General features: G+C 40.5%; 12 protein-coding genes. 1 reads left to right on the top strand and 11 read right to left on the bottom strand.

All coding sequences use genetic code 11. From position 1 onward, the window contains the following. Positions 1-78 precede the first annotated feature (78 nt). Both CKK03_RS01870 and spoIIQ read right to left on the bottom strand, forming a co-directional pair. The gene (locus tag CKK03_RS01870; protein ID WP_099360927.1) at positions 79-510 is read right to left on the bottom strand and encodes a DMP19 family protein; all 432 of its coding nucleotides are present in this window, start codon (positions 508-510) and stop codon (positions 79-81) included. Between the two features lie 179 nt (positions 511-689). Further along, on the bottom strand, positions 690-1,607 hold the full coding sequence (spoIIQ, locus tag CKK03_RS01865) for a stage II sporulation protein SpoIIQ (protein WP_099360926.1): 918 nt from the start codon (positions 1,605-1,607) through the stop codon (positions 690-692). 770 nt (positions 1,608-2,377) lie between these two features. On the opposite strand from spoIIQ, the gene CKK03_RS01855 reads away from it, so the two are divergent. Beyond that, positions 2,378-2,824, top strand: a complete 447-nt coding sequence (locus CKK03_RS01855) for a VanZ family protein (RefSeq protein WP_099360924.1) — start codon at positions 2,378-2,380, stop codon at positions 2,822-2,824. An 11-nt stretch (positions 2,825-2,835) separates the two neighbouring features. On the opposite strand, the gene spoIID is transcribed toward CKK03_RS01855, so the two are convergent. The 9 genes from spoIID to nuoI form a co-directional block, all read right to left on the bottom strand. Continuing rightward, a complete protein-coding gene (gene spoIID / locus CKK03_RS01850) occupies positions 2,836-3,855 on the bottom strand; it encodes a stage II sporulation protein D (protein ID WP_099360923.1) in 1,020 nt (339 codons plus the stop codon). A 419-nt stretch (positions 3,856-4,274) separates the two neighbouring features. After that, positions 4,275-5,573, bottom strand: a complete 1,299-nt coding sequence (gene murA / locus CKK03_RS01845) for a UDP-N-acetylglucosamine 1-carboxyvinyltransferase (RefSeq protein ID WP_099354563.1) — start codon at positions 5,571-5,573, stop codon at positions 4,275-4,277. An 829-nt stretch (positions 5,574-6,402) separates the two neighbouring features. Continuing rightward, a complete protein-coding gene (locus CKK03_RS01840; protein WP_099354564.1) occupies positions 6,403-6,639 on the bottom strand; it encodes a DUF1146 family protein in 237 nt (78 codons plus the stop codon). 328 nt (positions 6,640-6,967) lie between these two features. Beyond that, a complete protein-coding gene (gene nuoN, locus CKK03_RS01830; protein WP_099360921.1) occupies positions 6,968-8,479 on the bottom strand; it encodes an NADH-quinone oxidoreductase subunit NuoN in 1,512 nt (503 codons plus the stop codon). 4 nt (positions 8,480-8,483) lie between these two features. Then, positions 8,484-9,995, bottom strand: coding sequence for an NADH-quinone oxidoreductase subunit M (locus tag CKK03_RS01825; RefSeq protein WP_099360920.1), 1,512 nt, complete (start codon positions 9,993-9,995; stop codon positions 8,484-8,486). Next, on the bottom strand, positions 9,992-11,860 hold the full coding sequence (nuoL, locus tag CKK03_RS01820; protein ID WP_099360919.1) for an NADH-quinone oxidoreductase subunit L: 1,869 nt from the start codon (positions 11,858-11,860) through the stop codon (positions 9,992-9,994). The genes CKK03_RS01825 and nuoL overlap by 4 nt, the downstream gene beginning before the upstream one ends. 118 nt (positions 11,861-11,978) lie before the next feature. Continuing rightward, positions 11,979-12,293 carry an NADH-quinone oxidoreductase subunit NuoK gene (gene nuoK / locus CKK03_RS01815; RefSeq protein WP_099354568.1) on the bottom strand — a complete coding sequence of 105 codons (315 nt, stop codon included), beginning with the start codon at positions 12,291-12,293 and terminating at the stop codon, positions 11,979-11,981. After that, positions 12,290-12,805 carry an NADH-quinone oxidoreductase subunit J gene (locus tag CKK03_RS01810; protein ID WP_099360918.1) on the bottom strand — a complete coding sequence of 172 codons (516 nt, stop codon included), beginning with the start codon at positions 12,803-12,805 and terminating at the stop codon, positions 12,290-12,292. Before CKK03_RS01810 ends, nuoK begins: the two co-directional genes overlap by 4 nt. After that, a complete protein-coding gene (nuoI, locus tag CKK03_RS01805; RefSeq protein ID WP_010677182.1) occupies positions 12,802-13,221 on the bottom strand; it encodes an NADH-quinone oxidoreductase subunit NuoI in 420 nt (139 codons plus the stop codon). Before nuoI ends, CKK03_RS01810 begins: the two co-directional genes overlap by 4 nt. Between the last annotated feature and the right edge of the window lie 42 nt (positions 13,222-13,263).

Here is a 13,263-nt window from a genome sequence, read left to right as displayed (position 1 = left end):
TAAAATTGGGGGCACAGTTCACTGTCCCTCCGTCCCATAAAAAAGCAACCATTTCTATCATGGTCGCTGTTTGGTTATTTATTCTAATATGTCGGTATGGATGCTCACAAAATAAGATTCTAGTAGCTGTTGAAGCTTATCTTCCAGACTATAATAATCTCCGTCGGCTTTTTCGATTACCTGATAAAATGGGACCTCGTCGATTTCTCCATTTTCCAAGGCAACAAAGTTTTTCCACATTTCTTCGCCGTACTTTTGTAAAATGACGGCATAGTCCTGTGCACTAATTTTTTCGAGAATTTGGGTAAGTTCTTTTATGTATGTCGTTATGCCCACTTTTGAAATATACTCATTCCACCAATTGAGCAAAGCCTCGTGCCCACCACTTTCAAGTTCTGAGTAGTACTGAAAAACAAGAAACGCCTCGTTTAGCGTTTGATCTTCTGATGGAAAATCAATACTACAAATCTTGTGGATGACTTCATTCCAGATATCTTCTGAATTTTTCATTTCACTGCCCTCTATCTTTTTACCTGATTATACCATGGGACACGGGGACAGGTCCCTCGTCCCACCATATTTTTACAGCACACGGAACCTTCCACAAAAAAACCGACTACCCTATTGGGTAATCGGTTGGATTATTAGCTAAAGTTGCCACCACAGGCTAGACTACTATTTCTCCTGGCTTATGCTTTTGCCATTCCGATTGAAGCATCAGTTGAGTGTGCATTTTCCTCTTCTTTTGAGTTTGCATCGTCCTCATCTTTTGATCCTTCATCGTCAGCAGGCGTGCCTTCTTCATCTGCAGGCTTTTTACTATCTTCTGGTTTCTCTTCTTCTTTTGGTTGCTTATCTTCTGCAGGCTGCTTGTCTTCTTCCTTCGTAGCAGCTTCTTTGTCTTCTGTCCCTTGCTCACTTTCTTCAAGTGCAGTTAGGGATTGTCCAAAGAACTCAATTGGATTAACAGCAACACCGTTGTTACGGATTTCAAAGTGAACGTGAATTGCGGCTTCTTCGTCATACTGATTTTCGCCAGCCATTCCAAGGACTTCACCTTGTTCTACTACGTCACCTTTTGCTACTTTTAAGTCTGCAAGAGATTGATACATTGTTACAACACCGTCAGAATGCTCGACTTCGACAACATTTCCGTGTAATGGATCTTTTTCTGCACGTGTTACAGTTCCAGCTAATGATGCAACAACTTCAAATGTCTCACCATTTTTCGCGACGATATCAATTCCTTTGTTAGGGGAATAAATATTGTTATAGACTACAAGAGCTGCTTCTTGCTTTTCTGCTGAAGCTTCTGCATCGTAGAATTCCCTAAAGACTTGGATTGCATCTTCGTCAATGACAGGCATCTTAAAGTTTTCTGCACCTTGGTTTACCGGTAGACTTGGCTCTTCACCTGTAGCAGTTCCTGGTTGATTCTCACCATTCTTTACATCATCTGCTACATCGTTATTGCCTGTGAACCATAAAACCGCGGTTAAAATAAGTGCTGCACTTACTAGATAGATTGCTGGAAACACCCAACGCTTTCTAAATAAACGTTGTAAACTTGATTTTTGAGAAGTACGTTTCTTTTCTTCCTCTCTCATGTTTATCACCTCAGCAACCATTCTGAACACATTCGCGGAATTATATACATTTTCAAAAAATTTTTTTCGATTATTTTTCGACAAAGCCTAAAATATTATTCATAGAATCGAAATTTTTTTCGAAAAGGGGTCCAGTTGGACGTTGTTTTTTTAAGTTTAGTGTGATTTGTTAGGTTCGGGAGTTGGTGGAGACCTTTTGATTGAGGGGCGGGGTTGGGGGATGTACTTTATATAACTTTGATGAAGGACTTTACACGAGACTCGCATGTTCGTTCGGGACTTCATAACGTCGATGAAGGACTTTATAGGAGGCTTGCTTGCTCGTTCGAGACTTCATAACGCCGATGAAGGACTTTACACGAGACTCGCCTGCTCGTTCGGGTCTTCATAACCTCGATGAAGAGGATTTGGAGCGCCACCCTCCTTACGTTTTCCTCTTCATAAACACAATGAAGGGGATCCGTGCGACACCTTCCTTCCGTTTTCCTCTTCATAAACACGATGAAGGGGATTCGACCGCCAACTTCCTTCCGTTTTCCCTTTCATAAACACAATGAAGGGGATTCGTGCTCAACCATCCTTCCGTTTTCCTCTTCATAAACACGATGAAGAGGATTTCGATGATAGCCCCGTTGCGTTTTCCCTTTCATAACCCTAATAAAAGAACATTGTCAGCATACCATCCCAAGAAAGTACAAAAACTCATCCCCCCTCACACCCCCAATGAATGCTATACTATGTAGGTACATTTTCTATAAGGAGAATCTTTCATGAAAGCTTTATTACGACTACTTCTGTTAATAGCACCCTTTTTATATATGATCTTAATTTTTATTTTGTCGAGTCTTCCGTCGGATGCGATTGTAAACACTCCGTTTTCGTGGGACCGGGCGTTTAAAGAATCGCTGCACCTCATCGAATTTGGAATTCTGTACGGGCTGTGGGTATTGTTTTTCCTTGTGCAAGGAAAGTTCAGCCCCAAAACCAATCTCCTTTCTGCAGTAATCGCCATCGCCTATGGTTTTTCCGACGAGCTGCACCAGTACTTTGTCCCATACCGATCTGCGACTGTAATCGATCTTGTTAAAGACACAATTGGCGTGCTTGCGCTTTATACGATTGTAAAAGTTAGTTATTTTGGAGAAAAACTGCCGGGGATTAAAAAGCTCCTCAACTGGGTGGAAGGCTTAAACAGCAAAAATGCAGAGGGCAAGTAGCCCCTCTGCATTTATTTTTTCACTGTTAATTTATTTACAAAGTTCTCTGTGGACGAGATTTCTACGCCTTGATAGTAATGTGTCACAATGTCCTTGTAGCTTTTACCTTCCTTCGCCATTCCGTCGGCGCCATATTGACTCATGCCAACCCCGTGTCCGTAGCCCTTCGTTTGAATGACGATGTGGCTGCCTTTACGCTCCCAACTAAAATCACTAGATCGAAGCCCTAATGCATCACGCACTTGCACCCCTGTAAATGTCTTGCCCCCAACTTCAACAGATGCTACACGATTTGATTTCGTTCTGGAAGTAATCTTGCCAACATCGTTACCATTGCCAAGCTTAATCCCTAACTTATTCTCAAATTCGGATACAGGCATGTTTACTTGAGAATGAAATTTTTCTGTATTAACATCCCATGGGCTCTCAACACTTTTTAGGTATGGTACTGCGTTTTTCCAAACGTTCTCCGAGTCTTCTGTATAGCCATTACTTGTCGAGTAAAATACGGCATCAATTGGTTCACCATTAAAGGTTATAATTTGCCCTTGTGTTTTCTTGACGGCTTGCCTGATTTTTTCGATTTTCCAATCATAGTCGCCTTTCCATTGGGCTTTTAGTTCCTCGTTGTTTTTATAAACCTGATGACTGACCGTATCTGAAACATCAGCACCATTTGGCACCTTTAATTTTTGTTCACTCAGCATTTGTCTAACCACATATGTTCTTGCTGCTAGTGCTTGTGCTTTTAATGCCTCTAACTCAAAATCTGCAGGCATTTCCATTGCGAGCACTCCTACCACATATTCCTCCAGTGGAACATTTTCGATTCTTTGAGCACTTACGCGGTGAACGGCAACCTCCACTGTTGGCCCTGAAGCGATTTGAGGCGGTTCCGGATTTGATTGTCGCTCTTCAGCTAGCTTTCCCGCACCTTTATCAGAGAACGGAATGACAAGCATTGATGGAATCAATAAAATTAAGACAAAAAGGACAGAAACTAGTACAATGATTGGTTTAATCTGTTTCATGAATGCAAGCCTCCACTTTGAAATTAATGCACGAACGTAAACATGCACCTATATATCAATATCTATGGTAGTGGACAAGCTTTTATGACATTTAATAGCAGAAAAATATTTGTATTCTATTATCTACCACTCATAGTACAATTTTCCTAGTATTACCATTATAAAATAAAAGGGGAAACGAGTAAGATGAGTAAAAACTTGATAAGTAGTATATGTCTTGCACTCGCTTTGTTAATTACCGTTTATAATTTTTTCATCACAGAAAATCCAAACTCTCGCGCGACAGGCGTTATATTCCTACTTCTTATCATTGCAAATATCATTCCTATTATAAAAAAAGATTAATAATATGAATAAAAATAAAAAAGCTAGAGATATTACCTTGTATGGGTAATGTCCCTAGCTTTTTACGTGGTTAGTTAAAAGTTTACTTTTGCTTCTTCCACTAGGCTATCTGTTGCTTCATTTATACGTTCGATATCAGCACCTATTGCCGCAAGCTTTTGGTGGAAGTCCACATAACCACGGTCTAAGTGCTTAAGTTCTGTAACACGTGTGTATCCATCTGCAACCAATCCGGAAAGAATAAGTGCAGCAGCAGCACGTAAATCAGTTGCAGCTACTTCAGCTCCTTGAAGCTGGGATTCTCCGTTGATGATAACAGAACGGCCTTCAATTTTGATGTCACCGTTCATGCGTCGGAATTCCTCGACATGCATAAAGCGATTTTCAAATACAGTTTCCGTGATCATACTAGTGCCTTTTGCACGAAGTAATAATGCCATCATTTGTGATTGCATATCTGTTGGGAAACCAGGATGTGGCATGGTTTTAATATCCACAGCCTTTAATTGATCTGGACCAATGACACGTAAACCATCTTGTTCTTCAATGATGGTAACGCCCATTTCTTCCATTTTTGCAATTAATGAGCTTAGGTGTTCTGGTACTGCACCTTGAACAAGAACATTACCGCCTGTGATTGCAGCTGCCACCATGAATGTGCCTGCTTCAATACGATCAGGGATAATATTGTGAGTTGCCCCATGCAATTCTTTTACACCTTCAATACGAATTGTGCCAGTACCTGCGCCTCTAACGTTTGCTCCCATTGCATTAAGGAAGTTGGCTAGATCCACAATTTCCGGTTCTTTCGCACAGTTTTCAATAGTCGTCATGCCGTCTGCTAATGTAGCAGCCATCATGATGTTTTCAGTAGCTCCAACGCTTGGGAAATCCATATATACTTTTGCACCACGAAGTCTACCATTGACCTCGGCATCGATATATCCATTTCCAACTTTCACAACTGCACCCATTGCTTCGAATCCTTTTAGATGCTGGTCAATCGGTCTTGAGCCAATTGCACAGCCGCCAGGAAGAGCAACTCTCGCATGGCCATTGCGTGCAAGCAATGATCCCATGACTAGTACAGATGCGCGCATTTTTCGAACATATTCAAAAGGTGCTTCCGTTTTTAGCTCTCTTGATGCATCAACAACGATTTGATTGTTTGCAAACGTAACATCTGCATTTAAATAGCGTAATACCTCATTAATCGTATACACATCTGAGAGCGTGGGTACTTCATTTATTACACTTTTTCCATTACTTGCTAATAAGGATGCAGCGATAACTGGCAAAACGGCGTTCTTTGCGCCTTCTACTTTGACTGTGCCGTTTAGCTTACGACCGCCGCGGACGATGATTTTTTCCAAGGTATTCCCCTCCGCGTCCCATTTTCTATATATTCATATTCATTCATGACAATTGGTGTTCCATCTCGAATGCGTTAAAAGAACCCAATCTTATTACATTCATACCTTTTTTTGTGAGAAAGTACATTCACACTGCTGTAGTATATGCAAACCACCGGGCAAGTGTCTCTATTTTGATGTGATTGTACCCAATCACGCTTGTTTTTAAATAATAGGCTAGCTCGTTGCTAAACGGGCATATCCTCATTGTTTTGAAAGGTTCATTTTTTACACAAAACCAAGTTACATCATATCACTTAAGCATTCACTGGCACAAGTGAAAATTGTGGTATTTTCGCAATAATTGTCGAAAAAATTCAGGTCATTTGTAGGAATGTTTTTACATGAAAATTTTACATAACTCACATAGTACATGTTATACGTAAGGAACTTTGTTTTTTTGAGGGTTTGTCTTCTTTTTTAGACAGTTTTACTTATGCGGATAACTATCTTGAAAAAGTAAGTATATTTGATGACATTTCAAGAAGGGACTAACTTGCGGGCCACCACGTGGGGCGATTCTTCCGTGAAAATCATCAACCTATTGTTCCTTCGTATTCTATTTCCAGCAAAAACCAATGTATTTTTCTATGCCATTGGTATACTAAGGAATGTTTTAAAAAAAGGCATTATTACTCGTGCTCTTATTTAATTTCCTCTCCTTACTTACATTTTTTCCAGATGTATCACTGAAATACGTGGAAAGTAGTGGAGAGAACAGATGAAAACGAGCATTTTTTACCTTAAACTTCTTGCATATATTATTCATTCAAAAAGGATATAGTAACAGTTAATTTAAGATTGTTGGTAATTGTTGTGACCAAAGAAGATAATCTAAGAAAAAGTTGCTGACGGTAGATCCAATCGCAATTGTCACAAGAACGAGAAGAACGCGCACCTGAAATATATGATTCGGCTTCACCAAATGCTCATACCGAATGCTTTGCAGCGCCCACCAGGTGACTGCAATAAAAATTAAATGTGAAATAATACTTATAAGTGCTTGATACCCAAATCCAGCTAACATAAACCCACTCCTTTCTATATAAGAAGGAAATATGTATGAAACACACACCACTACATTTTAGCATTTTCTATGACAGAAGTCCTCAAAAACAAGCCTACAAAAAGCTACAATAAGAACCATAGGGACGGTTCTACTGGTCACAGGTAAAAAACGCACAAGCAGGGAAGATTTTAAAATTTTCCATTATATGGAGAACCACAAGAACCGTCCCCTTGGTCCCAGTCCCACACTCCAAAACAAAAGAAGAGGCATCCCCATACCTCTTCTTCTCATACACCCCTATTTGTTTGAAAAGGGAATGGCAACACTTCATGCTGCCACCCAAATTTTAACCTATAAAATCCGCAAAGCTTTCGAATTGCTGGATGAATTCGAAGGCGACACCCGGGAAGATTCCAAAGCCAATTGTTCCAACGACTGCAACAATCACGACAATCAACACACCTGTAGGTAATTTAATTTTCGCATCGTTTGCAGCAGGTCTAAAGAACATCTGCGTTAAAATTCCGAAGTAATAGAAATAGGATACAACGGTTGTTGCAATCATAATCGATGCCAGCACATAATGGGATGGACTCGTTACAAAAGCTCCAATGAAAATCTCTAGTTTTCCGATAAAGCCTGCTGTTCCCGGGATACCCGCTAATGAAAGGATAAACACGCCAAGCGCAACGGCTAACACGGGTGAGCGCTTATATAAACCAGCAAATTGACTAATATCCTCTGAGTCAGATTTCTGCGTGATCACCTGAAGAATCGCGAAGAATCCAAGACTCATGAAAAGATAAGCAACTAAATAGAACCAAATCGCATCCATCATAAAATAAGAGAAAGCGACAAATGCTACTAATAGATATCCTGCGTGGGCAATACTTGAGTAAGCCATCATCCGCTTTATATTTCGTTGTCTAAGTGCTATCGTATTACCAATAATCATCGTTGCACCTGCGATTATAGCTAATAGGTCTTGTAGGTGGAACAATAAATATTCTGCTTCAGCGTTTCCAGATGGTGCTTGGACGAACCCTGTCACGACAATTCTTAATAGAATAACAAAGCCTGCTGTCTTTGAAATAACACTTAAAAATGCCGTAACAGGAGTTGGTGCTCCTTGATATACATCAGGTGCCCACATATGGAATGGAGCAGCCGCGATTTTAAAGGAAAGTCCAACTACGATCATAAACAAAGCAAGTGCAACAAGATAAATATGCTGCGGGTCCTGAAGGTTTCCGAACGCTCCGAAAATCTCTCTTAAATTCGAGGTGCCAGTGAGTCCATAGACATAGCTGACACCGAATAAAAAGATGGCTGTAGAAACCGTTCCGTTTATTACATATTTCATTGCGGACTCATTTGATAGTCGATTGCGCTTTCGAAGTCCAGCTAATATATATGAAGAAATCGAGAGCAATTCTAACCCGACAAATAATGTAATCAAGTCAGCACTAGATGTCATAACCATCGTACCTAAGAGTGCGGCTAAAAGTAGGTAGTAAAACTCACCACGATACTCAACCATCCCCTCTTCAGGTTCATAGCTCATTGCCAGCAAGAGAACAAGTCCTGTTCCCACTAATAAAATCAATTTAAAAGCAATCGCAAACGAATCCAGTCTAAATGTATCGTACAAAATCGATGTGACATCATTTCCGATTAAGGAAACCGTAAACCCGATTGCAACAAGGATTCCTACAATTCCAATCCAACCGAGTGGCCGTCGGTCCTTGTCTTTTCCCATAAATAAATCCAGTAACGATAGAAGGGTTGCAACACCGAGGATAATAAATTCAGGTGCCATAACTCCCCAATCAAAGCTTAGTAAAGTTTCTGTATCCATCGGCTCACCCTCCTAACCCTAGCATGATCGTTTCAAGTGCAACCTGAAGTGGCTGTGTAAGCACGTTAGGATAAACACCAATCAATACGATAAACGCAAGTAACACCAATACCGGTACCATTTCAATTGGACGTAAATCAACTGCTCCCTCATAGGATTGAATGGTCTTACCATATGTCACATTTAACACAGCACGGAGTAAATACACAGCAGTCATAATGATGCCTATTGCCCCCACCGCAGCGAGAACTGGCATTTCCTTAAACAGCCCAAGGAACGCCATGAATTCACTAACGAATCCGGACATCCCTGGTAAACCAAGTGAAGCCATTGCTGCTGCTAATAAGAATCCAGCCGTTAGTGGCATTACTTTTGCAAGCCCACCAAGCTTATCAATATACGATGTTCCTGCACGCTCGTACATGACCCCAATTAAGAAGAACAATAATGCAGAAATCAAGCCATGTGACACGACTTGGAATACGGCTCCTTGCACTCCTGCTTCATTCATCGCACCAAGCCCTATCAACACAATTCCCATATGCGAAATACTTGAGTACGCTAGAACCATTTTGAAGTCTTTTTGGACGAATGCTAAAAATGCTCCATACAGCAGATTGATTACTCCAAGCACCGCAACAATCGGTGCCAATGTGCTGAACTCAGCTGGGAAGAAGCCCATTCCGAAGCGGATGATCCCGTATGCTCCAATTTTTAAAAGGATTCCTGAGTGAATCATGACAATGGATGGCGGTGCTTGTACGTGAACACGAAGCATCCATGTATGAAGTGGAAAAATCGGTAATTTAATCCCAAATCCGATAATGATCGCAATCAATAAGCCAAGTTTTAAGTCCTCAGAAAATGTACCCGGAATCGGCAAGCTATCAGCCGGGCTAGCAAAAATCGCCGTCAGTGCTGAAATATTCGTCGTTCCAGCCTTTGCGAAAATGATCATAATTACAATCAGCAAGATCGCGGAACCTAATCCGTTATAGATTAAAAAGCTAAATGCCGCTTTTTCTTTTTCAAAATATCCCCACTTCCCAATGAGGAAAAAAGTAGAGATTAACGTCATTTCAAAAAAGACGAAGAACAATAGTAGGTTCCCTGCTGTAAATACGCCAAGCATTCCAAGTTCAAGTAAAAGGAAGAGCATGAAATAGCCTTTCCATTCCTTTTTAATATGAACGGATGCAATTGCAGCGAGTGTTGAGATCACGGTTGTTAAAAGAACGAGTACTAAGGATAGACCGTTTAGGCCCATCTCATAATTGACTTCCCACGGATTCCCTTTTGGTAGAAAGCCAAACCAATAGACTGATTCCTTAAGCGTTGAAAGGTCTCCGCCACCTGTATAAAACCCGTACACATAAAGAGCCAATACGAGTGAAGGAATGGTAGCTAAAACACCAACTAATTTAATCGTTTTTTCCTCAGTTTTTGGTACAAAAGCAAGTAGTGCAATACCTAAAATCGGGAAGAATACTAAAAGCGAAAGAATAAATGAGCTCATCTTAAGTACCCCCCTGTCAGTGCCACAACCAGTAGTAAAATCGCTAATCCAACAAAGGCAACGGAAGTGTACATTTGAACTTGCCCATTTTGAAGCTTAGCTCCAAGCTTTCCGATTCCTTGTGTTGCCATTGCCACGCCTTTTACAATGCCACCTACTAAAAATTCATCGATATAACGAAGGAATAAACTAAATACCTTTGTCGCGTACACAACGGTCATGTTGTAAAATTCATCAATAAAATATTTGTTATAGACGATGCTATACATAATTGGTGCGCGAGAGCTGAAAAAGTCTCTTGAAATGGACTTCCGTTGATACATTGCATAGGCAAGCAGTAGTCCTAATAGGGATGCAAATGTTGCAACAGCCATAATCCAGCCTGGCCCTTCGTGATGACCTGGTCCATATAGGTTTGTACCTTCAGTTAACCAATCCCCTAAAAAGGTCCCAAACCAAGGTGTGTTCACATATCCAGCTACAACCGCTAAAACACCGAGAACAATCATCGGAATCGTCATCACATTTGGTGATTCTTTGACATTCGTTTGTTTTCCTCTTGGCTTACCAGTGAACACCATGAAGAACAAGCGGAACATATAAAATGCAGTAAAGAATGCCGCTATCACTGCTAACCAGAACAGAACGTAATTCCCTTGTGCCCAGGTCGCAATTAAGATTTCATCCTTACTGAAAAATCCTGAGAAAAGTGGAACACCACTAATGGCTAAGGTTCCAACTAAGAATAACGGACCTGTAATGCGAAGTTTTTTCCACAAACCGCCCATTTCATCAATGTTCTGTGTATGAACAGCATGGATGACGCTACCCGCTGCCAAGAACAACAACGCTTTAAAGAAAGCATGTGTCATTAAATGGAAAACACCTGCAACATACCCAGCAGATCCTAATGCAAGCATCATATAGCCGAGCTGACTCACCGTAGAGTATGCCAGGACACGTTTTATATCCTTTTGTGCTAAACCTATTGATGCTGCAAAAATGGCGGTAATTCCTCCGATAATTGCAACTGTCATCAACGCGGCATCACTAGCAGCAAATAAAGGATAAGTCGTTGCCACTAAATAAACCCCTGCCGCAACCATTGTAGCTGCGTGAATTAAAGCTGATACAGGTGTCGGACCTTCCATCGCATCCGGTAACCATGTGTGAAGTGGGAATTGACCGGATTTACCAACAGCACCCACAAAAATTAAAATCGCAGTTAAGGTGATCATGGTTGGTGAAATATCTCCAGCACCAACAGCGCTAAAAATTTCATCATATTCAAAGCTGTTAACTTGCCAGAATAATAGAATCATCCCAATTAATAAGCCAACATCCCCGATACGCGTCATAATAAACGCTTTTTTTGCTGCAGCTTTTGCTTCTTCCTTATAGAAATAGAAACCAATTAATAGGAATGAACCAAGTCCAACAAGTTCCCAGAAAATATACGTTTGAAGAAGGTTTGGAGAAATGACCAAGCCTAACATCGCAAAGGTAAATAACCCAAGGTACGCATAAAAGACAGGAAAGCGCTCATCACCATGCATATACCCTTTTGAATACATATGTACTAAAAAACTGACAAGCGATACTACCACTAACATAAGTGCATTTAATTGATTGACTTCAAACCCCGCTGTTAAGTGAACATCCCCAATTGATAACCACGTGCTCTCATATTTGTATGTTGGGTTCCCAAGTCTCGAAATGAGAACCAACACCGAGTAGACGAATGAAATAAATGTTAGCAGAATGCCAAGATACGCACTCGACTCCTTCAATCGTTTACCGAATATAAGAAGGAACAAAAAAGAGATAAGCGGGAAAAGCGGTATGATCCATGCATTTTCCATCATCGTATCACAATCCCCTTCTTTGGCTTGCGGCTAAGGTGAGCAGAACATTTGGTTCCACAACCTTTACCGGTACTTTATCGCATACGACTTAGCGTTTTGTTCTCCACCAAAGGCTAAATTAATGCTTCATCGTATTCATTTCATCAATATTAACTGTGCGTTTATTTCGGTACAATGCCATCAGAATAGCTAGACCAACAGCAAATTCAGCTGCCGCAATGGCGATCGTAAACAGTGAGAAAATTTGCCCCGTAATTCCAGGGACCATTCCGTATTTACTAAAAGCCACGAAATTGATATTTACTGCATTTAGCATCAATTCAACTGAAATTAACACAATAACTGTATTTCTTTTTGTGAATGCCCCGTAAAGACCAATACAAAATAAAATTAATGCGAGGATAAGGTAGGCTGCTAATGGAACAGAACTCATTCCTCATTCGCCTCCTCTTCATTGTCTTTTTTCGCTAAAATGATTGCCCCTACTAACGCCACAAGTAAAACAACTGATGTTAATTCAAATGGAATCACGTATTTTGCATAAAGCTCCATTCCAATCTTCTCTGTATTGTTCACATGTAGGTCTGTTGCTTGCCCCCCAAAATCCAAATCGTAAATGCCAAGGTAAACAGCAATACCAAATGCAAGGATTCCAAAAATAACAAGAAAGGTTCGACCACGACTTACTTTTGGTTCATTTGTGTCATTATGTTTCGTCAGCATAATACCGAAGAGCATTAAAATCGTAATGGCCCCTGAGTAAATTAAGACTTGCACAGCTGCAACGAATTCCGCGTGAAGCATCACATACAAACCTGCGATACTAATGAAGGTGAATACAAGTGCGATTACCATGTGGATGACCTTTTGGAGGTTCAGCATTAATATACCGCCGCCAATCGCACTAATTGCTAGGACTATGAATGCTAAAAATTCTCCAGTCACGCTTTATTCTCCTTTCGCACGTTCGTATCATTTTCATCTAACCACTCAAGGTTTTTAAATAAGTCATCACGACTGTATTCCGCTAGTTCGAAGTTGTTTGTCATAACGATTGCTTCCGTCGGGCAAACCTCTGTACAAAGGTCACATAGAATACAAATTTCAAAGTTAATATCATAGGTATCAATAATCTTCCCTTTTTTAGTCGGGTCAGGGTGTTTTTTCCCGGTTAGCTGGATACAATCGGTTGGACAAATGTTGGCACATTGATTACATACGATACATTTTTCCGGATAAAATTTTTGAATACCACGAAAGCGATCTGGTAGTGGTAGTGGTTCATTCGGATAATCATATGTGACTTTTTTATAGGTTAATTGATTAAGGGTATATTTCATCCCTTTCAGCAAGCCAAACATAGTTTGTCACCCCTTTATAAGGTAGTTTCGATTCACGAATCC

This window comes from Fredinandcohnia onubensis (assembly GCF_002734215.1).
Classification (GTDB): domain Bacteria; phylum Bacillota; class Bacilli; order Bacillales; family Bacillaceae_L; genus Ferdinandcohnia; species Ferdinandcohnia onubensis.
The sequence above is the reverse complement of the archived record's forward strand: the minus strand, read 5'-3'. Positions and strand labels throughout refer to the sequence as shown.

Excerpts from the sequence above, each read along its gene's own strand:
- CKK03_RS01870 (WP_099360927.1), bottom strand. The coding sequence starts at position 510 with ATGAAAAATTCAGAAGATATCTGGAATGAAGTCATCCACAAGATTTGT.
- spoIIQ (WP_099360926.1), bottom strand. The coding sequence starts at position 1,607 with ATGAGAGAGGAAGAAAAGAAACGTACTTCTCAAAAATCAAGTTTACAA.
- CKK03_RS01855 (WP_099360924.1), top strand. The coding sequence starts at position 2,378 with ATGAAAGCTTTATTACGACTACTTCTGTTAATAGCACCCTTTTTATAT.
- spoIID (WP_099360923.1), bottom strand. The coding sequence starts at position 3,855 with ATGAAACAGATTAAACCAATCATTGTACTAGTTTCTGTCCTTTTTGTC.
- CKK03_RS01840 (WP_099354564.1), bottom strand. The coding sequence starts at position 6,639 with ATGTTAGCTGGATTTGGGTATCAAGCACTTATAAGTATTATTTCACAT.
- nuoN (WP_099360921.1), bottom strand. The coding sequence starts at position 8,479 with ATGGATACAGAAACTTTACTAAGCTTTGATTGGGGAGTTATGGCACCT.
- CKK03_RS01825 (WP_099360920.1), bottom strand. The coding sequence starts at position 9,995 with ATGAGCTCATTTATTCTTTCGCTTTTAGTATTCTTCCCGATTTTAGGT.
- nuoL (WP_099360919.1), bottom strand. The coding sequence starts at position 11,860 with ATGATGGAAAATGCATGGATCATACCGCTTTTCCCGCTTATCTCTTTT.
- nuoK (WP_099354568.1), bottom strand. The coding sequence starts at position 12,293 with ATGAGTTCTGTTCCATTAGCAGCCTACCTTATCCTCGCATTAATTTTA.
- nuoI (WP_010677182.1), bottom strand. The coding sequence starts at position 13,221 with ATGTTTGGCTTGCTGAAAGGGATGAAATATACCCTTAATCAATTAACC.